This is a genomic window from Microbacterium paludicola (assembly GCF_015235415.1).
GTDB lineage: Bacteria > Actinomycetota > Actinomycetes > Actinomycetales > Microbacteriaceae > Microbacterium > Microbacterium paludicola.
On the sequence record NZ_JADGLL010000017.1, the window covers coordinates 21,785 to 46,182 of the forward strand.

The 24,398-nt window shown below is 70.9% G+C and carries 22 protein-coding genes; 6 read left to right on the plus strand and 16 right to left on the minus strand.

Annotated elements, in window-relative coordinates:
* Positions 1–12 precede the first annotated feature (12 nt).
* Entirely contained in the window at positions 13–573 is a 561-nt protein-coding gene (locus tag IR155_RS08530) for a thioesterase family protein (RefSeq protein WP_135114413.1), read from the minus strand.
* A gap of 110 nt (positions 574–683) precedes the next feature.
* Between IR155_RS08530 and IR155_RS08535 the strand changes: the two genes are divergently transcribed.
* Both IR155_RS08535 and cofE read left to right on the plus strand, forming a co-directional pair.
* Positions 684–1,193: a GNAT family N-acetyltransferase gene (locus IR155_RS08535; protein WP_135114414.1), complete on the plus strand. Its 510-nt coding sequence runs from the start codon at positions 684–686 to the stop codon at positions 1,191–1,193.
* A gap of 16 nt (positions 1,194–1,209) precedes the next feature.
* Positions 1,210–2,001, plus strand: coding sequence for a coenzyme F420-0:L-glutamate ligase (gene cofE, locus IR155_RS08540; protein ID WP_135114415.1), 792 nt, complete (start codon positions 1,210–1,212; stop codon positions 1,999–2,001).
* Here the strand turns inward: cofE and IR155_RS16225 are convergent.
* Complete coding sequence (locus tag IR155_RS16225; protein ID WP_167760742.1) at positions 1,968–3,182, minus strand: DUF4082 domain-containing protein; 1,215 nt, start codon at positions 3,180–3,182, stop codon at positions 1,968–1,970. The two genes, cofE and IR155_RS16225, sit on opposite strands and share 34 nt — an antisense overlap.
* Positions 3,183–3,263: 81 nt before the next feature.
* Here IR155_RS16225 and IR155_RS08550 point away from each other — a divergent pair, with 81 nt between their 5' ends.
* Positions 3,264–3,569, plus strand: a complete 306-nt coding sequence (locus IR155_RS08550; RefSeq protein ID WP_135114417.1) for a TolB family protein — start codon at positions 3,264–3,266, stop codon at positions 3,567–3,569.
* Positions 3,570–3,591: 22 nt separating this feature from the next.
* On the opposite strand, the gene IR155_RS08555 is transcribed toward IR155_RS08550, so the two are convergent.
* Positions 3,592–4,389: an enoyl-CoA hydratase-related protein gene (locus tag IR155_RS08555; RefSeq protein WP_135114418.1), complete on the minus strand. Its 798-nt coding sequence runs from the start codon at positions 4,387–4,389 to the stop codon at positions 3,592–3,594.
* A 160-nt stretch (positions 4,390–4,549) separates the two neighbouring features.
* Between IR155_RS08555 and IR155_RS08560 the strand changes: the two genes are divergently transcribed.
* Both IR155_RS08560 and IR155_RS08565 read left to right on the plus strand, forming a co-directional pair.
* Positions 4,550–8,332: a choice-of-anchor I family protein gene (locus tag IR155_RS08560; protein ID WP_209306757.1), complete on the plus strand. Its 3,783-nt coding sequence runs from the start codon at positions 4,550–4,552 to the stop codon at positions 8,330–8,332.
* Between the two features lie 217 nt (positions 8,333–8,549).
* Complete coding sequence (locus IR155_RS08565) at positions 8,550–9,137, plus strand: hypothetical protein (RefSeq protein ID WP_135114419.1); 588 nt, start codon at positions 8,550–8,552, stop codon at positions 9,135–9,137.
* Between the two features lie 3 nt (positions 9,138–9,140).
* On the opposite strand, the gene IR155_RS08570 is transcribed toward IR155_RS08565, so the two are convergent.
* From IR155_RS08570 to IR155_RS08615, 10 genes are all read right to left on the minus strand, one after another.
* On the minus strand, positions 9,141–10,055 hold the full coding sequence (locus IR155_RS08570) for a cytochrome b/b6 domain-containing protein (RefSeq protein WP_209306758.1): 915 nt from the start codon (positions 10,053–10,055) through the stop codon (positions 9,141–9,143).
* 65 nt (positions 10,056–10,120) lie between these two features.
* On the minus strand, positions 10,121–11,134 hold the full coding sequence (locus IR155_RS08575) for an aldo/keto reductase family protein (RefSeq protein WP_135114420.1): 1,014 nt from the start codon (positions 11,132–11,134) through the stop codon (positions 10,121–10,123).
* Between the two features lie 230 nt (positions 11,135–11,364).
* Complete coding sequence (gene rlmN / locus IR155_RS08580) at positions 11,365–12,624, minus strand: 23S rRNA (adenine(2503)-C(2))-methyltransferase RlmN (protein WP_135114421.1); 1,260 nt, start codon at positions 12,622–12,624, stop codon at positions 11,365–11,367.
* A 55-nt stretch (positions 12,625–12,679) separates the two neighbouring features.
* A complete protein-coding gene (locus IR155_RS08585) occupies positions 12,680–13,849 on the minus strand; it encodes a Gfo/Idh/MocA family protein (RefSeq protein WP_135114422.1) in 1,170 nt (389 codons plus the stop codon).
* 4 nt (positions 13,850–13,853) lie between these two features.
* Positions 13,854–14,972 (minus strand): Gfo/Idh/MocA family protein, encoded by a 1,119-nt coding sequence (locus tag IR155_RS08590; protein WP_233441155.1) that lies wholly within the window; start codon positions 14,970–14,972, stop codon positions 13,854–13,856.
* On the minus strand, positions 14,957–15,664 hold the full coding sequence (locus tag IR155_RS08595; RefSeq protein WP_135114423.1) for a ThuA domain-containing protein: 708 nt from the start codon (positions 15,662–15,664) through the stop codon (positions 14,957–14,959). The genes IR155_RS08590 and IR155_RS08595 overlap by 16 nt, the downstream gene beginning before the upstream one ends.
* 175 nt (positions 15,665–15,839) lie before the next feature.
* Positions 15,840–17,198 carry an MFS transporter gene (locus tag IR155_RS08600; protein WP_135114424.1) on the minus strand — a complete coding sequence of 453 codons (1,359 nt, stop codon included), beginning with the start codon at positions 17,196–17,198 and terminating at the stop codon, positions 15,840–15,842.
* Between the two features lie 234 nt (positions 17,199–17,432).
* Positions 17,433–18,200, minus strand: coding sequence for an SDR family NAD(P)-dependent oxidoreductase (locus IR155_RS08605; protein WP_135114425.1), 768 nt, complete (start codon positions 18,198–18,200; stop codon positions 17,433–17,435).
* Positions 18,197–19,177: a 3-hydroxyacyl-CoA dehydrogenase family protein gene (locus IR155_RS08610; RefSeq protein ID WP_135114426.1), complete on the minus strand. Its 981-nt coding sequence runs from the start codon at positions 19,175–19,177 to the stop codon at positions 18,197–18,199. The genes IR155_RS08605 and IR155_RS08610 overlap by 4 nt, the downstream gene beginning before the upstream one ends.
* Before the next feature lie 4 nt (positions 19,178–19,181).
* Positions 19,182–20,141 (minus strand): sugar phosphate isomerase/epimerase family protein, encoded by a 960-nt coding sequence (locus IR155_RS08615; protein WP_135114427.1) that lies wholly within the window; start codon positions 20,139–20,141, stop codon positions 19,182–19,184.
* A gap of 267 nt (positions 20,142–20,408) precedes the next feature.
* On the opposite strand from IR155_RS08615, the gene IR155_RS08620 reads away from it, so the two are divergent.
* The gene (locus IR155_RS08620) at positions 20,409–21,815 is read left to right on the plus strand and encodes an HNH endonuclease signature motif containing protein (protein WP_167760744.1); all 1,407 of its coding nucleotides are present in this window, start codon (positions 20,409–20,411) and stop codon (positions 21,813–21,815) included.
* A gap of 546 nt (positions 21,816–22,361) precedes the next feature.
* Here the strand turns inward: IR155_RS08620 and IR155_RS08625 are convergent.
* Genes IR155_RS08625 through IR155_RS08635 form a run of 3 tightly spaced genes read right to left on the minus strand, consistent with a single transcriptional unit; the run spans position 22,362 to position 24,359 of the window.
* Positions 22,362–23,075, minus strand: a complete 714-nt coding sequence (locus tag IR155_RS08625) for a GntR family transcriptional regulator (RefSeq protein WP_135114429.1) — start codon at positions 23,073–23,075, stop codon at positions 22,362–22,364.
* Positions 23,072–23,899: a triose-phosphate isomerase family protein gene (locus IR155_RS08630; protein ID WP_233441156.1), complete on the minus strand. Its 828-nt coding sequence runs from the start codon at positions 23,897–23,899 to the stop codon at positions 23,072–23,074. The genes IR155_RS08625 and IR155_RS08630 overlap by 4 nt, the downstream gene beginning before the upstream one ends.
* 4 nt (positions 23,900–23,903) lie before the next feature.
* Positions 23,904–24,359, minus strand: a complete 456-nt coding sequence (locus IR155_RS08635; RefSeq protein WP_135114430.1) for a ribose-5-phosphate isomerase — start codon at positions 24,357–24,359, stop codon at positions 23,904–23,906.
* Between the last annotated feature and the right edge of the window lie 39 nt (positions 24,360–24,398).

Genomic DNA, 24,398 nt, shown 5'->3' on the forward strand with positions numbered 1-24,398 from the left:
AAGCGTCGCGGCTCAGTCCCAGTCGCTCGGCGCCGGGCGGCGGGTCGAGGGCAGGGCGACGTTGCTTGCCCACTCGTGCGTCCAGGCGGGCATCTCGGGCAGGGCGTCCTCGAGGCCCAGCGCCTCCAGCACCTCCGCCATCGGCACCGTACCGCCCGAGCGGCGCAGGATGCGGCCGCGGATGATCGCGCTCGCGTAGATCTCGCCGCGCACCACCGCGCGGTGCTCGAGGTAGAGGGCCCGGTCGTCGTGACCGACCCAGCGCGACTGCAGCTCGAAGCGCTGCCAGAGGTTCAGCGACTTGCGGAACGTGACCGTCTCGCTCGCCACGACCGGATACCAGCCGCGCGCGTTCATGATCTCGGCCAGGTCGGTGCGCACCATCAGATCCCACCGGCCGAGGTCGAACAGCGACAGGTAACGGCCGTTGTTCATGTGCCGCAGGATGTCGATGTCGGTCGGCAGCGTCGTGAGCCGGATGCGCCCCACCGCGGTCGGAGCGAGCCGCCCGCCGCGCCGACGGCGTCGGCGCGCCAGGAACATCACGATGAGGGTCCGCCAGATCACATTCACGAGTCGCGATGCTGGCACATCCCTCTGAGGATCCCCGGGTTCGTTGTCCGCTGTCGACAACGCGTCGCGCGGATTTCTCGTCAGCCGATGTCCGTGCGTAGAGTCTGGCCATGACAGCCGAATCGCTCACCGATCTGTTGGTCCGGCCGATTCGCGACGTGGACGCCGAGGCAATGGGCCGCGTCCACGCGAAGGTCTGGCACGAGACCTACGACGGCCTCATCTCGAGCGCAACGCTCGAGAACGTCTCGCCCCGCCGCCTGGCGGAGCTGTGGACGCACTACACCTCGCAGAGCGACGAGATCCGCCACGCGGCAGCGCTTGTGAACGGCGAGATCGTCGGCTTCGCGGCAAGCGGTCCCGCACGCGACGCGGACGCCCCCGCTCCCCGCGAGTTCTACTTCGTGTACCTGCTCGACTCGTGGCACCGCAAGGGAATCGGCCGCGCGCTGTTCGACGCTGTGGTCGACGACGGCGAGCCGCTGTACCTGTGGCTCGCGGAGCAGTACCCCGGTGCACGCACGTTCTACGAGAAGCGCGGCTTCCATCTCGACGGCGCCCGCCGCGACGAGGTGTTCCTCGGTGAGACGCTCACCGAGGTGCGCTACGTCCGCCCCTGAACCGGGGACACCGAGGGTGCTGACCGTCTGGCCGCTCGCCGGGATCCCCGAGATCTCCGCGGGCGATCACCTCGTGGACGTGATCGGATCGGCGGTCGACGCATCCGATCCGCTCGCCGACGGCGACATCCTCGTCGTCACGAGCAAGATCGTCTCGAAAGCCGAGGGCCGCTTCGTGACGGCGGACGACCGCGAGGACGCGATCACGGCCGAGACCGTGCGCGTGGTCGCGACCCGCACGTCGGCGTCTGGCCACGTGACGCGGATCGTCGAGAACCGCCTCGGGATCGTCTCGGCGGCGGCCGGCGTCGACGCCTCCAACACCCCGGAGGGGACGGTGCTGCTGCTGCCGGTCGATCCGGATGCCTCCGCGCGCGCCCTCGCCGAGGGGCTGCGCGCCCGGCTGGGCGTGCGGGTGGGGGTGCTGATCTCGGACACCCTCGGCCGCGCCTGGCGCGACGGGCAGATCGACCACGCGATCGGCGCGGGCGGCGTGCAGGTCTTCGAGGACCTCCGCGGCTCCACCGACACCCAGGGGCGCCCGCTGCACGTCACGCTTCCCTGCGTGGCCGACGAGCTGTGCGCGGCGGCCGATCTCGTCAAGGGAAAGGCCACGGGCATGCCCGTCGCGGTCGTCCGGGGCCGCGCGGACCTCGTCGGCGAGCTGGATCTCCCCGGCGCGCGCACGATCCCGCGCACGGGCGAGCGGGACATGTTCCGCCTCGGCTACGACGAGGCCTACGCCGAGGGCTTCGCTGACGGGACAGCCTCAGTTCAGCCGCGCTCGAAGACCACGTCGACGAAGTAGTTGCTACCGCGGTAGGAGTCCTGGGGGAACCCGCCGCCGTAGGCGTAGCGGCCGTTGAACGCGGCCGCTTCGAGCGGACCGACCGCAAGAGGTGCGCCCGTGAAGAACTCGGAGGTCACGGCGTAGCCGCCCTGCGGGGCGAGGTACGACGCGACATAGGACGTCCCCGCTCTCACCTCGACGGGCTGCTCGAACAGGGCGGTCTGCCACCCCGCATCGCCGGTCGCCGAGAAGCTCACGGTGACGAGGACACCCCCGGCCGCATCCCACAGCGTGCCCGTGTGCGGGCCGGCGTTGCCCGCGCCGCGATAGAAGCGCACACCGGTCACGACGCCGTCCTCGGTGGGCGCGAAACCGACGCCGAGTTCGACCCTCGCACCGTCGCTCGCCGAGGCGGTGTCCGGCACCGCACCCGCGAACAGACCGCACGGGCAGCCATCTGCGGACGCCGTCTCGAACCACCAGGTGGCATCCGGCCCACCCGTGCCCGACGTCGTCGCCGTGTACCGCGTCCGCTCGGCGAGCGGCGCCTCGGGAGTGTAGGTCAGCTCGAGGCCGTCGGGGGAGAGCGCCGACGTCCCGGCCACGGGGCCCGAAGGCGAGCTGACCGTCAGCTGCGCGCCGGCCGCGACGGCGCGGTCGAAGCGGGCGGTGATGGGCGCGCCCGGATCGGCATTCAGCACCCCGTCGGCGGGCGCACGGTCTATCGCCGTGGGAACCGGGGCATCCGGCTCGAACACGACGTCGACGAGATAGCTTCCCGCGCTGCGGTCGCCCGGGAACCCGCCGTCGTACGAGTAGGCGCCGCCGTTCGCCGGCACCCGGAGGGGCCCGCGTTCGAACGCCGCGGCATACGACCCCGCGGTGTACGAGTAGCGGCCGACGGTCGTGCGGTACGCGGCGATGTACTCGGCATCCTTGGTCACGGCGACCGGCTCATCCAGCACGAGGGTCTGCCATCCCTGCGCGCTCTCAGCCGTGAACGCGCCCTCGGCGATCCGGGTGCCGTCAGCGCGCCACAGCTCGCCGCTGTGCGGACCGACGTTGCCCGGGCCCTTGTAGAACCGGATGGCGGTGACGGTGCCGTCCGCGCCGGGGCGAACCGCACGCCCAGCGTCACGGGCGACGAATCCGGTACCTCGAGCACGCCCGGCTCCGCGGTCTCGGTGAACAGCGAGCACGGGCACTGGCCCTCGGCGGACGCGGGGGGCGCGGTGGTGAACGACCACTGCGCGTCGCCCTCGGAGCGCACGCTCAGGGCCGTGCGCGAGAACAGCGAGTGCCCGTCGATCTCACCCGACGGCACGCGGGTCGCCTACAAGAAGGATCGGGGCGGCCAGGACTGGGGGATCGCCGTGCTCGACCTCGCGACCGGCGTCGAGCACGAGCTCGCCGAGGCCCGCTCGGTCGACGACCAGCTCGAATGGCTGGACGACGACACCGTGCTCTACGGGCTGCCGCGACGGGATGAGGCGGGGGTCACCGACGTCTGGGCGCTCGACCTCGCGTCCGGTTCCACCCCGACCCTCTTCATCCCGCAGGCCTGGTCCCCGTCCGTCCTGCGCTGACGTCGCCGGCCGCCCGAGCGGGCTACCGGTGCCGGAACTCCGGAGGGCGCTTCTCGCGGAACGCCGCCATCCCCTCCTTCTGGTCCTCGGTGTCGAACAGCGAGGCGAACAGGTGCTTCTCGAGGCGCAGGCCCTCGGCCAGCGGCACCTCGAGCGCCGCGTCGAGCGCGGCCTTCGCGGCGTACAGCGCGGGAAGCGGCTTGGCCGCGATCCCCTGCGCCAGCGCGTCCGCCTCGTCGAGCAGCTCGGCGGCCGGCACCACGCGCGAGACGAGGCCGATCCGCTCGGCCTCGGCGGCGTCGATCGTGCGGCCCGACAGCACAAGTTCCGCCGCTTTGTAGTAGCCGATCGCGCGGATGAGGCGCTGCGTGCCGCCTATCCCGGGGATGACCCCGAGCGTGATCTCGGGCTGGCCGAACTTCGCGGAGTCGGCCGCGAGGATGACGTCGCACATCATGGCGAGCTCGCACCCGCCGCCGAGCGCGTAGCCGGCGACCGCGGCGATGACGGGCGTGCGGATGTCGGCGAACGCGCGCCACTGGTCGAAGCCGCCGCCGACGGCGAAGTCGCGGCCGCGCAGGCCCTCCATCTCCTTGATGTCGGCCCCGGCGGCGAAGGCGCGCTCCGATCCGGTCACGACGATCGCGCCGATCCCCTCGTCCGCGTCGAAGGCGGTCGCGGCCGCCACGAGGTCCCGCATCACCTGGCGGTTGAGGGCGTTCAGCGCCTCGGGGCGATCGAGCGTGATCCAGCCCACCCTGCCGCGGGTCTCCACCCGGATCGTCTCGTAGGCGTTCGTCTGCGCGTCGCTGTCGGTCATCCTGCCTCCTCGCGTGGGTCCTCCCAGCATGCCAGCCCGCCCCGGGACGAGAGCACGAGCCGATCGTGATGCCCAGTTCACCTTCCCGCAACCTCGGCCGCTTAGGACTGGGGGAAGCGTCGTCCCGAACGCGTTTCCCCCCGTCACCCCGAGGACACCGATGCCTTCTTCCCACCGCTCCCCCGCCGCGCTGGGCCGTCGCGTCGCCGCGACGGCCGCGGCCACCGCCACCGCCTGCGCCCTGGCGCTCGTGCCGTTCTCGGCGAGTGCCGCGATCGTCGCCGACCCCACCAACCACACCGCCGAGGGCGCGCCGTTCACGCTGTCGCCGACCGGCACCTTCGAAACCGGACTGTTCGACGAGGGCGCCTCCGAGATCGTCCAGCACTACGGCGAGCGCCTGTTCTCGGTGAACGCCGCCGCCGGCACGGTGTTCGTGATCGATGCGAGCGACCCGGCGAACCCCACCGAGCTGTTCGAGCTCGGCGCCGAGGGCGCCGTGGCGAACTCGGTCGCGATCCGCGAGGACGGCCTCGGCGTCGTCGTGCTCGAGGACTCCGGCGACAAGACCCTGCCCGGGCGCGTGCTGTTCTTCGACGCGAACGCCGACTCGGCGGACGCCGCCGTGCTCGGCACCGTCGCGGTCGGGTCGCTTCCCGACATGGTCACGGTCTCCCCGGACGGCGCCTACGCGGTCGTCGCGAACGAGGGGGAGCCCGCGGATGACTTCTCGACGGATCCGGAGGGCACGATCAGCGTGATCGCGCTCCCCGAGACGATCGCGAACCCCGGACAGGATGCGGTCGCGACCGCCGACTTCCACGCCTTCGAGGGCGACGCCCTCCCCGAGGGCGTCCGCACGTTCGGCCCGACCCCGCACGGCGACGACCTGCCCGTCTCGCGCAACCTCGAGCCCGAGTACGTCACCGTCTCGGGCACGACCGCCTACGTGACCCTGCAGGAGGCGAACTCGCTCGCGGTCGTCGACCTCACGACCGCCACCGTGACCGACATCCTGCCGCTGGGCACCAAGGACTACGCGGAGGTCGGCATCGACGCCTCCGACCGCGACCCCGAGGATGCCCCGACGGTGAACATCGCGAAGTACCCGGGCCTTCACGGCATGTACATGCCCGACGGCATCGCCGCGTACGAGGCGAATGGGCAGACCTTCCTCGTCACCGCCAACGAGGGTGACGTGCGCGAGTGGGGCGGCTACGTCGACGCCGCCCGCGTGAAGGACCTGGGCGACGACAACGAGGACACCGACGCCGAAGGCGACATCTACGGCTACGGCCCGGTCTGCGCCGAGCTCGAGCCGCTCGTGGAGGACGACAAGCTCGGCCGCCTCGACGTCTCGATCGAGGACGGCTTCGACGAGGCCCAGGGCTGCTACAGCGAGCTGTACACCTACGGCGGCCGCTCGTTCTCGGTCTGGACCACCACCGGAGACCTGGTGTTCGACTCGGGCGCCGCCTTCGAGGAGATCACCTCGGGCATCGACGGCGTCGTCTTCAACGCCGGTCACGACGACAACGAGGCCGAGAGCCGCAGCGACGCGAAGGGCGTCGAGCCCGAGAACCTCACGATCGGCGAGGTCAACGGCCGCCCCTACGCGTTCATCGGGCTCGAGCGCCTCAGCGGCGTCATGGTCTACGACCTCACCGACCCCGCCGCTCCGGCGTACGTCTCGTACGTCGACAACCGCGACTTCTCGGTGAACCTGGCCGACGAGGTCGAGGCGCTCGAGGAGGCCGGCGCGAGCGAGGCCGAGATCGCGGCGCTCGTGAACTCGGCGGGCGACCTCGGCCCCGAGGGCCTCGACTTCATCCCGGCGGAGGAGTCTCCCACGGGCAAGCCGATGCTCGCCGTGGGCAACGAGGTCACCGGATCGACCACGCTGTGGACGATCGAGGACGGCACGACCGAGGTCCAGGTCCTCACGATCAACGACTTCCACGGCCGCGTCTCGGCGAACGGCGACGAGGCGGGTGCCGCGGTGCTCGCGGGCGCCGTCGCCCAGTACCGGGATGCGAACCCGAACACCCTGTTCGCCTCGGCGGGCGACAACATCGGCGCCTCGACGTTCACGTCGTTCATCGCCGACGACGAGCCGACGATCGACGCGCTGTCGGCCGGCGGCCTGGACGTCTCGGCGGTGGGCAACCACGAGTTCGACCAGGGCTTCTCCGACCTCACCGACCGTGTCATCCCCCGCTTCGCGGAGAAGACCGGCATGGACGGGACGGAGTTCGCGCTCGGCGCCAACGTCTACAAGAAGGGCACGACCGAGCCCGCGCTCAAGGAGTACGCGATCCGCGAGGTCGGCGGCGTGAAGGTCGGCTTCATCGGCACCGTCACGTCGGACACCGCGACGCTCGTGAGCCCCGCGGGGATCGCCGACATCGAGTTCGGCGACCAGCTCGAGGCGGCGAACCGCGTGGCCGAGGAGATCACCGCCTCGGGCGAGGCGGACGTCGTTGTGCTGCTGACCCACTCGGGCTCGGCCGGCGAGGACTGCGAGGCCCTGGCGACGGAGAAGTCGGAGTACGGCGACCTCGTCCGCGGCGCCTCCGCTGACATCGACGCCATCGTGTCGGGTCACACGCACCAGCTCGTCGACTGCGAGGTCGACGGCCGCCCGGTCATCCAGGCCCACCAGCACGGCACCACGCTCGGTGCCCTCGATATCGTCGTCGACTCGGCGACGAACGAGCTGATCTCCATCGCCGGCTCGACCGTCGACCTCGTCGACGACTCGGGCGAGGAGCCGGTGGCGAACTTCCCCGCCGATGAGACGGTGGCGCAGATCGTCGCCGACGCCGAGGCCGAGGCCGAGGTGCTGGGATCCGTCGCCGTCGGAAAGATCTCGGCGGACATCCTGCGCGGCGGAACGCCGTCGGGCGACGACCGCGGCGTGGAGTCGACGATGGGCAACCTCGTCGCCGACATCTACCTCTGGGCGACGTCGGAGTACGAGAACTACGGCGGGGAGCAGGATGCGCAGATCGCGCTGATGAACCCCGGCGGCCTGCGCGACGACCTGCTCTTCGAGGGCGACGGCACCGTCACCTACGCCGACGTCGCGGCGGTCCAGCCGTTCGGCAACACGCTCGTGACGTTGACCCTGACCGGTGAGCAGCTCGCACAGGTGCTCGAGGAGCAGTGGCAGCCCGGGGCCGAGCGTCCCAAGCTGCACCTGGGCGTCTCGGAGGGCTTCGCGTACGAGTACGTCGAGGACGCTCCCGCGGGCGAGCACATCGTGAACATGACCTACCAGGGCGAGGAGATCGCGCCGACGGATGAGTTCGTCGTCGTGACGAACTCGTTCCTCGCGTCGGGCGGCGACGGGTTCACCACGCTCGCCGAGGGCACCGGTACCGCCGACTCGGGCCTCGTGGACCTCGCGGCCACGGTCGACTACTTCGAGGCCGTCGACGTCGTCGACCCCGCCCCGCTCGGCCGCGCCAGCGTCTGGACCGAGCCGCAGCCGACCCCGACGCCGGCGCCGACCGAGACGCCGGAGCCGCAGGATCCGGCCGGTGCGTGGGTCGAGATCGAGCTGAGCTCGACCACGGTCGAGCAGGGCGGAACGCTCGGCGTCGAGCTGACGGGCCTCGAGCCCGGCCAGGTCGTCGGCGCCACGCTGTTCAGCGACCCGATCGTCGTCGAGGGTCTCCCGGCCGCCGACGCGAACGGTGCGATCGCGTTCGACATCGCCATCCCGGCCGACTTCGAGGTGGGCCCGCACACGCTCGAGATCACGTCAGAGGGCCTCGACCCGGTGACGGCGCAGCTCTCCGTCGTCGCCTCGGGCGCACTCGCGGCAACCGGCGCGCAGCAGTCGCCGTGGGGCCTCGCCCTCGCCGCGGCCGGCCTCATCGCCGCCGGTGGTCTTCTCCTGATCCTGCGTCGTCGCGGGGGCGTGCCGATGGCACGATGACGACGCATCCGCCGGCTCTCTGCCCGGCGGATCGAGGCCCCTGCCGTCTATCGGGTGACGTCAGGGGCCTCACTCTTTCCCGCCGTCCGTGTCCCCGCGATCGGGACGCCCGCTGAACAGGATGGGGAGCTCTGCCCGCCACGAGGGTGGTGGATCATCGTGTGCGGCGCGCACAGTGAAACAGCGCCGCGAATCCCTCGACGATCGGAGCCGACCGATGCGAATCCCTGCGCTGCTTGGTGCGCTCGTCCTCGCCGTCACGGCCAGCGTCACCGTCGCCCCCGCGGCGAACGCTGCCTCATCCTGCCCGCCCGGCATCCTGCCCGCCCGGCGTCGAGAAGCTGCGGCCCTACCCGGCGGCGTGATCGCGATGGCTCGTCCGTCCGCGGCCAGCGCGTCCCTCCTCGGGCTCGCACTGATGCTCACCGCCTGCGCGTCCGCCCCCGCGCCGGCGCCCGCCGAGAACTCCGGCGGCGTCTCGTCCTCCTCCGCGTGCGCCGCGGCGACGCTGACCATGTCCCCGGATCGCGGCACGCCGGGCACCCGGTTCGACGTCGCCGGCGAGGGCTACGTGGTGTGCGGGGACACAGGCCAGCCGACGAGCGCCGACGCCGTCTCGGTCGTCGACGTCCACTGGATCCAGGACGGCGAGACCGTGGACCTCGGCGAGGCGAGCGTCGCCGAGGACGGCACGCTCAGCGGATCCTTCACCGTCCCGGAGGACGCCGGTCCCGGCGAGGCCGAGCTGATGGCGGGCGACGGCCTGCACGTCAGCTCGGAGCCCGCGACGTTCACCGTCGAGTGAGGCTCAGCGGGTCGGGCGCATCCGGACGTCGCCGAAGAGCTGCGCGATCGGCGCGATGACGCGGTCGCGTGCCGCGATCCATCCGCCGGCCATCGCGACGAGCGAGGCGACGAAGATCCAGAAGCCCGTCCAGTTGACGGCATCCTGCCCGCCGTACATCGCGTTCAGGTTGCGCAGCGCGCCCGTCGCGAGCACAAGACCGACGTGGACGATCACGAAGCCGACGAAGAACAGCATCGTCGGGAAGTGGATGGCCTTCGCCAGGTCGACCGGGAACGCGCGGTTGAGGCGCGAGTCGCCGCGGGGCCAGAACGCGCTCAGCCGCGCGCCGGTCAGGATGGCGAGGGGCGTCGCGAGGAACACGATCGCGAAGTAGAACAGCTGCTGCAGGCCGTTGTATCCGGTCCAGCCGCCGTGGGTCGGCCAGTCGAGCGAGACGTACTGGATCAGCGCCGAGAGCGCGTGCGGGAACACGTCAAGACTCGTCGGCACGATCCGCACCCAGTACCCGGTGGCGAACAGCAGCACGACGTACGCGACACCGTTGAGCATCCAGAGCGCGTCGATCGCGAGGTGGAACCAGATCGTGAGGCTCATCCTGCGCTTCTTGACGCGTCGCGAGGTCCAGAGCCCGCTCGGGGTCTTCTCGCCGCGGATCCGGATGCCCGACCGGATGATCAGCAGCAGGAAGAACGCGTTAAGGAAGTGCGTCCACGACAGCCAGGGTGGGATGCCGACGCCCCGTCCCTCGGGGAGCGGGGCCGTGCCGGGATACGCGGCGAGGAACGCCTCGACCGGGCCGAGCGACGAGACCCAGCGCGTGAAGAACACAACCGTGAAGGCGAGCGCCGTGAGCGCGGCGATGCCGAAGAGCCCGTAGACGACACGCAGCGGCGTCGGGAGGCGGGCAGAGGTCACGAGTAGATCATGCCAAGGTTCGCCGGGAGGACGCCGTCCGGCGCCCTCCCGGCGGTAACACGACGTCAGACGAGGCGCGACTTCGGCGACACGCTGTACGTGCCCTCGGCGTCGTCGTTCACGACACCGGCGAGGGCCTCGTCGATCGCGGTCATCACGTCGGCCTCGAGCTTCACGCCCGACGCCTTGACCGTGTCGGCGAGCTGCTCGGGACGCGAGGCGCCGACGAGCGCCGCGGCGACGTTCGGGTTCTGCAGCACCCACGCGATCGCGAGCTGCGGCATCGTGAGGCCGGCCTGCTCGGCGATCGGCTTGAGCTTCTGCACGGCGGTGAGCACCTCGTCGCGCAGCCAGCCCTGGATGAAGTTCGCGCCGCTCTTCTCGTCGGTGGCGCGGCTTCCCTCGGGCACCGGCTGACCGGGGAGGTACTTGCCGCTCAGCACGCCCTGCGCCATTGGTGACCAGACGATCTGCGAGATCCCGAGCTCCTCGGAGGCGGGGACGACTTTGCCCTCGATCACGCGGTGGAGCATCGAGTACTGCGGCTGGTTCGAGACGAGCTGGAAGCCCAGCTGCTTCGCCAGGGCGTGGCCCTCGCGCAGCTGCTCGGCGGTCCACTCCGAGACGCCGATGTAGAGCGCCTTGCCCTGGCGCACGATGTCGGCGAAGGCCTGCATCGTCTCCTCGAGCGGCGTCTCGTAGTCGTAGCGGTGCGCCTGGAACAGGTCGACGTACTCGACGTTCAGGCGGCGCAGCGATCCGTGGATCCCGTCCATGATGTGCTTGCGCGACAGGCCGGTGTCGTTCGGGCCCATCGGGCCGATCGGGAAGTAGACCTTCGTGAAGATCTCGAGGCCCTCGCGACGCTGGCCCTTCAGCGCCTCGGCGAGCACCTCCTCGGCGGCGGTGTTGGCGTAGGTGTCGGCGGTGTCGAATGTGGTGATGCCGGCGTCGAGCGCGGCGTGGACCGTGGCGATCGCGGCGTCGTTCTCGACCTGCGACGCGTGGGTCACCCAATTGCCGTAGGTGATCTCCGAGACCTTGAAGCCGCTGTTGCCGAGATAGCGATAGTTGACCATGGCCTAACGCTATCGCGCACCGGGGAGTGCGACGGCGCGAATTCGCCTGATCAGACGATTAATCTGTCGCAGCTCTTGGATTCAGAGCCGGGGCAGATCGACCGACCTCGCCGGGAGCACATCCGATGTCGCGAGCAGGTATCTCCGCCGCGAGAAGGCATGCGCGCACATGCCTGCTGGGCGTGGGGATGCCTGCTCGGCGGCAGGCGGGGTGCGAGCGGCGGCAGGCCTCAGACCGAGGCTGTCGCGGCGGCCTGGTCCTCTTCCGTCGCCACAAGCTGGCCGCAGGCGCCGTCGATCTCCTTGCCGCGGGTGTCGCGGATGGTTGTCGGTACGCCGGCGTCGTTGAGGCGGCGCACGAACTCACGCTGCACCGAGCGCTCCGACGCATCCCAGACGGATCCGGGGGTCGGGTTCAGCGGGATCGGGTTGACGTGCACCCAGCCGCGGCCGCGGGCGTTGAGCTTCTCGGCGAGCAGGTCGGCGCGCCACGGGTGGTCGTTCATGTCGCGGATGAGCGCGTACTCGATCGACACGCGGCGACCGGTCTTCTCGAAGTAGCCGCGCGCGGCATCCAGGACCTCGTCGACCTTCCAGCGCGAGTTGACCGGGATCAGCTCGTCGCGCAGCTCGTCGTCGGGCGCGTGGAGCGAGAGGGCGAAGGTGACGGGGATGTCCTCGTCCGCCAGCTTCCGAATGGCGGGCGCGAGACCGACGGTCGAGACGGTGATACCGCGGGCGCTCATCCCGAGGCCGTCCTTCTTGTCGACCATCGTGCGGACGGCGTGCATCACGCGGGCGTAGTTCGCGAGCGGCTCGCCCATCCCCATGAAGACGATGTTGGTGACGCGCTCGTCGGCGTGCTCGCGCTTGCCGAGCTCGCCGTTCGCGATGGCGCGGTTCGCGCGCACGATCTGCTCGATGATCTCGGCCGACGACATGTTGCGCGTCAGGCCCGCCTGGCCGGTGGCGCAGAACGGGCAGTTCATGCCGCAGCCCGCCTGCGACGAGACGCACAGGGTGATGCGGCCGGGATAGCGCATCAGCACCGACTCGACGAGCGCGCCGTCGTGCAGGCGCCACAGGAACTTGATGGTGTCGCCGTTGTCGGTCTGCAGACGACGCACCTCGGTGAGGAGGTTCGGCAGCATGCCGGCGACGAGCTCCTCGCGGCCGGCGGCCGGAAGGTCGGTCATGTCGGCGGGGTCGCTCGTCCAGTGCTGGAAGTAGTGCTTCGCCAGCTGCTTGGCCCGGAAGCCCGGCAGGCCGAGCTCCTTCGCCTTCTCGACGCGCTGCTCGGGCGTGAGGTCGGCGAGGTGCACGGGCGGCTTGCCGCGCTTCGGGCTCGCGAACTGGAGCAGCGGGCGACCCGTCTCGTCCTTCGCCTGCTGCCACCCCTCGGTCTTGGGGCGCACCTGCCGCACGCCGGTCGCACGGACGGGCGTGTTCACAGGCCTGTCGGAAGGAGTGCGCGCGGGCGTGTCGGTCATGGGGTCAAGGCTACGGGAGAGCGGCTGGGATCACGCTGGTGCGGCCGGCCCGGGATCAGCCCTCCAGCGCGACCCACCCCGCGCCGGCGGCCGCCGAGCGCTCCACCGCGTCGAGCACCCGCTGCACGTACAGGCCGTCCTCGTACGAGGGGCTCGGCGCGGTGCCGGCGGCGACGGCGCGGGCGAACTCCACCACCTCGTGCGTGAACGTGTGCTCGTAGCCGAGGCCGTGGCCCGCGGGCCACCACGCCTCGAGGTGGGGATGCTCGGGCTCGGTCGCCAGGATGCGGCGGAAGCCCGCCTCGGCGCCCGGAAGCGTGTGGTCGTGGAACTCGAACTCGTTCATCCGCTCGAAGTCGAAGGCGACGGATCCCTTGGATCCGTTGATCTCGATCCGGATCGCGTTCTTGCGCCCCGCGGCGAAGCGCGTCGCCTCGAACGTGGCGAGCGCGCCGCCGTCGGTGCGGGCGATGAAGACCGCGGCGTCGTCGACGTCCACGACGCCCGTCCCCTCGCCGGCCGTCGCGGCGAGCGAACCGGAGGAGGCGACCATCGGCCGCTCCTTCACGAAGGTCTCGGTCAGGGCGCTGACTCCCGTCAGGCGCTGGCCGGTGAGGAACGTCGCCATGTCGACGATGTGCGCGCCGATGTCACCGAGCGATCCGGATCCCGCCTTGTCGCGCTGCAGGCGCCAGACGAGCGGGAAGTCCTCGTCGACGATCCAGTCCTGCAGGTACGTGGCGCGGATGTGGCGGATGGTGCCGATCCGGCCCTCCTCGATGAGCTTCTTCATCGCCCCGAGCGCGGGGGTGCCGCGGTAGCTGAAGCCGACCATCGACTGCACACCCTTCGCGCGGGCGTCGGCGGCGATGCGGGTCATCCGCTCGGCGTCGGCGACCGAGTTGGCGAGCGGCTTCTCGCACAGCACGTGCTTTCCCGCGGCGAGCGCGGCGTCCGAGATCTCGGCGTGAAGGTCGCCCGGCACGCAGATGTCGATCGCGTCGATGTCCGGGTCGTTCACGGCGTCGCGCCAGTCGGTCGTCCATCGCGGGATGTCGAAGCGGTGGGCGAAGTCGGCAACGGCGGCCTCGTCGCGGCCGACGACGAGGTCGACGCGGGCCTCGACGTCGAAGAAGCGCGGGGCGGTCTGCCACGCCTGGGCGTGGATCTTCCCCATGAAGGAGTAGCCGATCAGGGCGACGCGGAGGGCGGGCTTGTGATGCATCGGATCAATCCAGTTCCGTGAGCGGGACGGGGGCGGGGCGGTCGCACGTGCTGGCGACCTCGATCGCGCGGCCCTCGTGGGCGGCGCGGATGAACGACTCCATGACATCGAGCACGTGGAAGGCGAGCGCGCCGGACGCGCGCGGCGCGGCGCCCGTGGCCACGAAGTCCTGCAGCGCGATGCCGCGACCGGCGTCGACGTACCCTCCGGAGGGCGGCAGCGTCTGCCACCCGTCGCCGTCGAGGACGTTGACCTCGACGTCGCCGGCGAAGTGGTTCGGGTCGGGCACGATCATCGATCCGGCGGTGCCGTGGATCTCGATGCTCGACGAGCGGGTCGCGACCGCGTCGAACGACATCACGAGGGTCGACAGTGCACCCGACTCGTGGACGAGCACGCCCGTGACGTGGGTGTCCACGTCGACCGGGATGACCTCGCCCGCGCGGGATCCGGATCCGATGGTCCGCTCAGTCCTCAAGCTGCTCGCGGCGCCGACGACCGAGACCACCGGTCCGAGCAGCGTGACGAGCGCGGAGATGTAGTACGGCCCCATGTCGAACAGCGGGCCGCCGCCCGGCTGATAGTAGAAGTCGGGATTCGGGTGCCAGCGCTCGTGGCCCGGGGTCAGCATGACCGCGGTGGCGGCGATCGGGCGCCCGATGAGGCCCTCGTCGATGGCCGCGCGCGCGGTCTGCGTGCCGGTGCCGAGCACCGTGTCGGGCGCGCAGCTCGCGACGAGGCCCGCCTCGGCGGCGGCATCCAGCACGGCGCGCGCCGCCGAGGTCACGGCCGCGAGCGGCTTCTCGCCGTGCACGTGCTTGCCGGCGCGGATCGCGGCGAGCGCGATGGCGTCGTGCGCGGCGGGGATCGTGAGGTTCAGCACGAGATCGACGTCGGGGTCGGCGATGAGCTCGTCGACGGTCAGCGCCCGGGCGCCGTCGACGCGGGCCGCCACCGCCTCCGCGCGCGACCGGTCGAGGTCGGCCGCGGCGACGAGCCGCACGTCGGGAAGGCGCGGCAACGTCTGCAGGTACTGCTCGACGATGTTGCCGCATCCGACGACGCCGACCCGGAGGGGACCGGATCCCGGGGTCCAGGCCCCGCGCGTCACCGGCTCGCCCACAGCATCCCCCGCTCGATGATCGTGCGGACGTTCGGGTCCTCAAGCACGTCGACCGAGTGGCCCGGCGTGGCGACGAAGATCCGCCCCTTCCCCCACAGGCGCGTCCAGACCGCCGGCGATGTGATGGGGCGGTGCCACGGGTGGTACGGCTGCGTGGGGTGCGTTGTGGTCGCCAGCACGTCGATCAGGTCGTCGTGCAGCACCCAGTACTGCTCGGTGTTCAGCTCGAAGTCGTCGATCCCGGCGGTGATCTCGTGCGTGCGACCGAGGTCGGTGATCTCGACCGTGTAGGGAAGGTAGTTGTCCTCTTCGTTCCCCGGCCGCTCGTCGGGGTGCCGTCCCGGATGCGTCGCGAACTGCCCGCCGATGAGCTGCAGATAGTCGGAGCTGTTGCGATACGAGTCGGCGATGCCGCCGTGCCATCCGGCCATCCCGGTGCCGGCTTCGATCGCCGCGCGGAGCCCGAGCAGCTCGTCCTTCTCGATCGAATTCATCGTGTTGCACTGGACGATGAGGTCGGTCGCCGCCATGACCTCGGCGTCGGCGTACACCGCGGGGCTCTCCTCGATCCGCACGTCGAAGCCGTTCTCCCGCAGGAACGGGATGAACAGCTCGGTCGCCTCGACGGGGTGATGCCCGTCCCATCCGCCGCGCACGACGAGGGCCTGGCGCTGCCTGGCGGGTTCGGACATCGGGTTCTCCTTCATCGACGACGCTGTTGCTGAGGGGATCGGCGCGCCGAGGGGCGCACCGTCGCCAATCTATCTGTGAGCCGGGATGCGCGGCCGCGGCGCCGGCTGAGCCGCAACGAGCCGGTCCACCACCCGCACCAGCCCGTCGTCACCGCCGATGATCGGCGTGAGGCGATCAGTGGGCGGGCGCCTTCAGCGCCTCCTCCTCCAGCAGGTCGTCCGCCTTCGCCCGGAAGAACCGGGTGCCGGCGATCATCGCGGCGGCGAGGAACGCGAACACACCGAGCGAGACGACTCCCCACGCGCCGCTGTCGGTCGGCATCGCCTCGTTGAAGGCGGTGCGCATCAGCGGCGCGACGAAGCCGCCGAGGTTTCCGAGCGAGTTGATCAGGCCGATACCGGCCGCCGCGGCGGTTCCCGTGAGGAACGCCGTGGGGAACGACCAGGTGATCGGGCCGACCGAGAGGAAGCTCGCCACGGCGATCGTGATGCACAGGATGCCGAGCACCGGCTGGTTCGCGGCGCCCGCCCACGCGGAGCCGAGGATGAACACTCCCGTGAGGATGTAGAAGATCGTCCCCCAGTTGCGCCGGCGCTTGATCGTGTTCGCCTTGTTGCCGAAGTAGTAGCAGGCGAACAGGCCGACGAGCCACGGAATGGCGGTGACCAGGCCGACCTGCCAGCCGACCTCCTGCCCGATGAGCCCCGACACCTGCTGCGGCAGGTAGAACGTCGTGCCGTACACCGCGATCTGCAGGCAGAAGTAGATGACGGTGAAGTACCAGACCTTCCAGTTCGACATCGCGCGCCAGACGCCTGTTGGGCCGTCCTCCTGCCGCACCGAGTCCTCGCGCTCCATGACGTCGATCAGCTCGGCCTTCTCATCCGGATCCAGCCACTTCGCCTTCTGCGGGCTGTCGATCAGGAGGAAGATCGCCGCGATTCCGGCGATGACCGCGAGCATCCCCTCGCTGAAGAACATCACCTGCCAGCCGGCCCACGGGGTGTACTGGTCGCCGAAGCTGATCAGGCCGCCCGAGAGCGGGGCGCCGAGCATCTGCGAGAAGGGCTGCGCGAGGTAGAAGATCGCGAACATGCGCACGCGCACCTTGTTCGGGAACCACTCGGCGAGGAACATGATCACGCCCGGGAACAGGCCCGCCTCGGTCACACCGAGCAGGAACCGCAGGATGATGAACATCGTGTCGTTCGTCGTGAACGCGAACGCCGCCGCGACGATGCCCCACGTGATCGCGATGCGGGCGAGCCACCAGCGGGCGCCGAACTTCTTCAGCAGCAGGTTGCTGGGGATCTCGAAGATCGCGTAGCCGATGAAGAAGATGCCCGCGCCGAGCGCGAAGGCGCCCGCCGAGATCCCTCGCTCCATCTGCAGCGCATCCTCCGCGAAGCCGACGTTCGTGCGATCGAGGAAGGCGACGAAGTACAGGATGACGAGCATCGGCATGAGGTGCCGTGTCGCCTTGCGGACCGCACTGGCGAGAGGCTCCGTCCGCAGTGTCGCGGTGTCTGCCATGAGTGAACTCTCCTTTGAGTGTCTTTGGGATGAGGACCGGATGGGCCGGCCGCGGGGGCCGGCCCGATCGCGGGGGCCGGCCCGATCGCGGTGGCTGGCCGCGGTTGTCGGGCCGATCAGCCGGCGAGCATCTCCGGGACGATCAGCCAGATGCCGATCGCGACCAGGACGATGCCCAGGCCCAGGAAGATCAGGCGGCTCTTCGACCAGCTGCGCAAATTCATGGATGTCCCGTCAGTGCATGTAGGTGCCGCCGTCGATGTTCAGGGTCTGGCCCGTCACATAGCCGGCGTCTTCGCTGATGAGGTAGGCGATGCCCGCCGCGACGTCGCGCGGGGTGCCGATCCGGCCGAGCACGCCGTCGGCCGCCATGGTGCTCTTGCGCTCCTCGGTGAGCGTGCCGCCCATGATGTCGGTGTCGATCGGGCCGGGCGCGATGGCGTTGACCGTGACGCCGTGGCGGCCGAGCTCGCGCGCCACCGACCGTGTGAAGCCGATCACGCCGGCCTTCGCGGCCGAGTAGGCGGTCTTGGAGAACGTGCCGCCGCCCCGTTGCGCCGAGATCGACGACATGCTGACGACGCGGCCGACGCCGTTCGCGGTCATCGTCTCGACGGCGCGACGGGTTGCGTAGTGGACGCCGTTGAGGTTCACGCCGATCACGCGGTTCCACTCGTCCGGTGTGACCTCGAGGTACGGGTCGGCCGAGGAGACCCCCGCCAGGTTCACGAGCGCGACGAGCTGGGGCAGCTGCGGCTCGAGCGCGTCGAACGCGGCGCGCACCTGGGCTTCGTCGGCGACGTTCGCGCCGGCGCCGGCCGCCGTGACACCGTGGGCCTCGGCGACCTCGGCCGCGACGGCCTGAGCGGCGGACTCGTCGAGGTCGATGATCCCGACGCTCCAGCCCCGCTCCGCCAGGTAGTGCGCGGTGGCGCGGCCGATGCCGCGGGAGGAGGCCGCGCCGGTGAGGATCACGCTGCACTGTTCGGGGAACGTCGTCATGCGGTCGCCTCCCGAGCCTCGTCGGCGGGCGCGTGGATCGGGGCCGGCCCGAGCTCGTCGAGCAGCTTCTGCATCGCGACGTACGCCTTGTTGCGGTACGCGATCAGCTCGGGCGTGCGCTCGGTGGGCAGGTCGAGGAAGCCGCCGCCCGACTTCGTGCCGAGCTTGCCGGCGTCGACGAGCTCCTTGAGCGCGGCCGGGGTGGCGAAGCGCTCGGGCCAGCGGGTCTGCAGCGACTCGTAGCAGAACGCGTAGACGTCGAGCCCGGCCATGTCGGCGATCGCGAACGGGCCGAAGAACGGCAGCCGGAATCCGAACGTGGTGCGGACGATCGTGTCGATGTCGGTCGCCGACGCGACGCCCTCCTCGACGAGCTGCGAGGCCTCCGCGAACAGCGCGTACTGCAGGCGGTTCAGCACGAACCCCGTCGAGTCCTTGACCCGCGCCGTCTGCTTGCCGGTCGCCCGCACGATCTCCTCGACGAACGGCAGGAGCGCCTCGTCCGTCCCCTCGTGGGGGATGATCTCCACGCCCGGGATGAACGGCGCCGGGTTCGAGAAGTGAACACCGAGGAAGCGCTCCGGGCGCTCCACCGCGGTCGCGAGGGAGGCGATCAGGATCGTCGACGTGTTGGATCCGATGACCGCATCCGGACGGGCCGCCTGCGAGATCCGCGAGAGGGTCGCGTGCTTGATCTCGATCTTCTCGGGCACTGCCTCCTCGATGAAGTCGGCGTCGGCGACGGCGTCCTCGATCGACTCGGCCGCGCTGATCCGATCCTGGATCCGCTGCACCGCGTCATCCGGGAACAGACCGTCGGCGACGAACTGGCCGGCCTCGGTGATCAGGCGCTCGAGGTTGGCTGCGGCGATCTCGGCGGACACGTCCGCGATGCGGACGTCGTAGCCCGCGAGGGCCAGCACCTGGGCGATGCCGCCGCCCATGTAGCCCGAGCCGACGATGGCGATGGTGGTCATTCGGTCACTCCTTGATGTCGGTGACGGTGCGGGGGATGAGCGTGCGCAGGTACGCCGCGTTCGTGGCGCAGACGCCGAGCGAATCGCCGCCGTACTGCTCCATGAGGAAGATGCCGCGGAAGCCATGGTCCTGGATGGCGTCGCGGACGACCTGGCGGTAGTTGATGAGGCCGAGCTCCATCGACGTGGGAACCGAGGTCGCCCACGAGCCGTCGGCCGCCTCGTCGCGCGTGTAGTTCTTCACGTGCCAGTAGTTGGTGTACGGCAGGGTCTTCGCGAACATCTCGCGCCAGTCCTCGATCGGCCGGTGAAGGCGGATGAGGTTGGCGATGTCGGGGTTGATGCCGACGTTGTCGAGGCCGATGTCCTCGATCAGGCGCACGGCGCTGTCGGCCGTGCCGACGTACGTGTCCTCGTACATCTCGAGCGACATCTGCAGTCCGACCTCGGCGGCGTGACGGCCGAGCTCGCGCAGGCGCGTGACGGCGGCGTTCCAGACCTCGGGGTCATCCGGGTCCTTCGGCCCCTGCGCGGTCCAGAACCACAGGGCCTTGCGCTGCGCCTCGGTGAAGGGCTGGTGAAGGCCGGTGGAGAAGACGTCCATCCCCCACTCGGCCGCGGCGTCGATCGTGCGGTGGGCGTAGGCGAGGTTCTGCTCCTCGCGGCCCGGCCAGATCACGCTCTGACGCTGAAGGTGAACGCTCGGGATCCGCACCCCGTGTGCCTTGGCGATCGACAGGAACTCGTCGGTGCGGCTCGCGTCGAGGTCGGCGGGGCGCACGTGGCTGTCGGCGAGCTCGGCGAGCGTGAAGCCGACGTCCTCGATCTGCTCGAACATGTCGTCCCAGACCTCGGGGGACGCGTCATGCAGGGCCGTGCCGTCCTTGCCGACGGTCGGGAACCCGTGCAGGCAGGTCGCGATGGGCCAGGCTTCCCGGGTGTACTCGTACGAGGCAGTCGCCATAGGTGTGCTCCGTTGCATTCCGTGCGCCATCGTGGCGCCACCGAAGATCCTATAGGATCGAGGGAGCGGGAAGTCAAGGGGGCTTGGTCGCGGGGGTCGATCTGGGGTGTGGTCTCGGGCTGGTTGCCGGCGTTCGGCGGGCGCCTCGGCGGTTTGCCTCTCGTCCACAGGATGCCTCCGTGGCGAGTTATCCACCGGTTTGCGGATGTGGCCGCTGAACTGGGGATTTCGGGCCTGAATGTCGGTGGCCCCGGGAAGACTGGGGGCATGGACTTCCTCACCGAGCTGCAGCAGCGGATCGACGCACTCGCGTCGTTCGCCGCGGTCGGCGTGGACTCCGTCTCGGCCCTCTCGGACGAGGACGTCGTGCGGTTCACGGGGCTGGGGGCGGCCCTCGTGAAGGCCGGGCAGCGGATGCAGTCGATCGGGGCGGGAGTCGTCGCCACGCGATCCACCCGGGAGGCCGGGCACGGTGGCCTTGCGCAGGCGCGCGGGCACCGCAATGCCGTCGATCTGGTGCAGGAGCTGTCCGGATCGTCGCGGGCGGAGGCGGTGAGGCACGTGCGGCTCGGGGAGTCGCTGGTCGAGGCGGCGTTGCCGGGGCAGGCCTCGGAACGGGAACCGGGCGCCGGGCGGGAGGTGCCGTGGCACGAGCCCGTCGACGCGGCCGTGCTCGACGGACGGGCGACGACGGCGCAGGCCGATGCGATCCTGCGCGGGTTGGGTGCGCCTCCGGTCGAGCCGGGAGCGGATGGGCCGGACGCCGATGCGGTCGAGGCCTGGCGTCTTGCCGCCGAGCAGCTGCTCGCCGAGGTGGCGGTGCGCACGGTGGAAGACCTGGCGGCGGTGGCGCGGCAGATCCGCGACCGGCTCGATCCCACCGGGGCCGAGGCGCGATACCTCGCCCGGCACGAGGCGCGGTCGTTCCGGATGTGGACCGACGCCGACGGGGTGCGCCACGCCCGCATCCGGTACGACGACCACGGCTCGGCCTGGGTGCAGGCGATGATCGACGCCGCACTGCGACCCCGCCGCGGCGGTCCCCGGTTCGTCGACCCGGCCGAGGCCGATCGGGCGCAGCAGCTGGTGGACGATCCGCGCACGAACGAGCAGCTTGCATACGACCTCCTGATGGATGTGCTCCGTGCGGGCGCGACAGCCGACGCCGAGAAGGTGTTCGGCGCCCGGCAGCCGGGGGTGCGCGTCGTCGTCGTGAAGGACGATCCGGTCGGGCACCTCGAGGACGGCGGAGACGCCCTCCCCGCGGCGGCGGTGGAGCAGGCGATCTGCACCACCGGCACGGTCGAGGTCACGGTCGACTCGTGCGGAAACCCGCTCGACGTGGGGCGGGAGCAGCGCCTGTTCACGCCGAAGCAGCGCCTCGCGCTGGCGGTGAGGGACGGCGGCTGCGTGTGGCCCGGCTGTACGATGCCGGCCTCGTACTGCGAGGCGCACCACATCGACGAGTGGGCGGCCCACGGCGGGCGCACCGACGTCGACCGCGGCGTGCTGCTCTGCCGATATCACCACATGAACCTTCACCACCGCGGTCATCGCATCCGCCGCGACGGCACGGGCCCGCACATGCTCCACCCGCCGGACGGCCCGCCGAGAGAGCTGCGCTCGAAGTCCCCACTGCGCTGGCTCTGGGACCCACCCCCGCGCGCCGCCTGACGCGCGCGGGCAGCCAGCTCGGATATCGAGCGAGCGAAGCGAGTCGAGATGACGGGCCCGCACTGCCGCGCGGGCTCCGCGCCGGTCGCGCCAATCCGGTTATCGAGCGAGCGAAGCGAGACGAGATGACAGACCCGCACAGCCACACGGGCCGCGTGCCGGTCGCGCCAATCCGATTATCGAGCGAGCGAAGCGAGACGAGATGACAGACCCGCACAGCCACACGGGCCGCGTGCCGGTCGCGCCAATCCGATTATCGAGCGAGCGAAGCGAGACGAGATGACAGACCCGCACAGCCGCACCGGCCCCGCCCCGGTCGCCTCGCAGGCAACAGCGCACATGCCAGGCGAGAGCCAGCCAAATCGGTTATCGAGCGAGCGAAGCGAGTCGAGATGACGGGCCCGCGCAGCCGCACGGGCTCCACCGGCCGCGTCGCAGGCAACGCGCTCAGCGTCACTGGCTGAGCGCACTTCGCCCGGGTTGCTTAGGCACCCCCGGCGCCGGGTCCGTGCGCACCTGCCGCCGGGTGCGCATCCAGCGCCGGAACTACGCGCGCTCGGTGTCGCGCAGCGAACGGCCGCGCACGTTCTGGATGTGGCTGCGCATGCACACGACCGCCGCCTCCGCGTCGCCGCGCTCGACGGCGTGCAACACCGCCTCGTGCTCGGCCACCGCCTCGCGCACGTCATCCGGGCCCCCCAGCACCGCCTGCCGCATCCGGTGGACGAGGGCGCCGAGCCCGTCGTACATCTCGAGCAGGTAATGGTTGCCCGCCGCGAGGAACAGCTGCCGGTGAAACTCGCCGTCCGCCGCGAAATAGCTCTTCGTCACCTCGAGCGGGACGCCTGCATCCGTGTGCTCGTCGATCACGTGCTGCGCGGCGGCGACGTGCGCGGCGTGAGCCGCTCGCAGGGACTCGCCGTGCTCCTCCCGCGCGGCCACAGCGCCCGCGGCCGCGGCCGGCTCGATCACCAGGCGCGCGTCGAACAGCTGCGCAAGCTCGTCCGCCCCGAGCGGCGGGGCCACGCGGTACCCGCGCAGCGCTTCGCGCGTCACGAGGCCCGTGCGCTCCAGCTGCACCATCGCCTCCCGGACGGGCGTGGGCGACACGTCGAGCAGCCTCGCCATCGAATCGATCGAGAGGCGCGACCCGGGCTCCACCTCACCCGTGAGGAGCATCTCGAGGATCATGTCGTAGACGCGGTCGCGCAGACCGCGACGCTCGATCTCGACGACGCGTCCGAGCGGCAGACTGCTCATCGCCCACTCCTCTCCGCGACGTCGCCGCCGCGCCCCTCATCCCCGGCCGCCGAACGCTGACCGCCCGCACTCGCGCAGGCGAGAGCTTCATCGAGAATACGGCCGAACGCCGCGGGATCATGCGCGTACCGCCCGAGGAACAGCCCGTCGACGGCATCCGGAATCCGCGACAGCAGCCCGGGGCCCGCGCTCCCCCCGTACAGCACCGCCGAGCCGTCACCGGCCCCCGAGTCCCCGAGCGCCTCCCGAAGCCGGAGGCAGACCGCCCGGATGTGCTCATCCGGCGCCGGCTCGGCCGCGCCGATCGCCCACACCGGCTCGTACGCGACGAGCACCCGCCCCGTCCGGCCCGCGGCGAGCGCGGGCCCGATCGACGCCTCCAGCTGGGCCACGCAGGCGTCTGCGGCGGCGGCCGGCGAACCGCGCACCTCCTCGCCCACGCAGACGAGCGGCACGAGGCCCGCGGCGAGCGCCGCGTCCACCTTGCGGGCGACGGTCTCATCCGTCTCGCCGAACATCCGGCGCCGCTCGGCGTGGCCGATCTCGACGAAGCTCACGCCGAACTCCGCCAGCTGCCGCGCCGACACCTCGCCCGTGTACGCGCCCTCGTCCCAGAACACATCCTGCGCCCCCACACGCACAGGTCCGTCGCCCACGAGCGACACGACCTCCGGGATCGACAGGAAGCTCGGGATGACGAAGGGCTCCACGACTCCCGACGAGACCGCCGGGTGTGCGGCGCACAGCTCGGCGACCGCGCGCGCCCACGTCATCGTCCGCTCGCGCCCGAAGTACAGCTTCAGGCTCGCGCCGATGACGAACACGGGATCAGACGCCCTTGTAGGAGCAGATGTCCTGGACCTTCTCGTTCGAGGGGCTGGTCTCGTCGAACTCGTAGGTGAGCCACTCGCGCGCGAGGCGCCGGGCGAGCTCGAGCCCGACCACCCGCTGCCCCATGCACAGCACCTGCGCGTTGTTGGAGAGCACCGAACGCTCCACCGAGTACGAGTCGTGGGCCGTGACGGCGCGGATGCCCGTGACCTTGTTCGCCGCGATCGCGACGCCGAGGCCGGTGCCGCAGATCAGCAGGGCGCGATCCGCCTCGCCGCGCGCGACGCGCTCGGCGGCCTCGATCGCGATCTTCGGGTACGAGGTGTGCCCGTCGGCGTCGACGCCGACGTCGACGACGCTCGCCACGAGGTCGTTCTGCTCGAGGTCCGCCTTCAGCGCCTCCTTGTACTGGTAGCCGGCGTCGTCGCTGCCGACGATGAGACGAAGTGCCATGTTCCTTGCTCCTTAGCTCCGCGGGATCGCGGTGTCGCG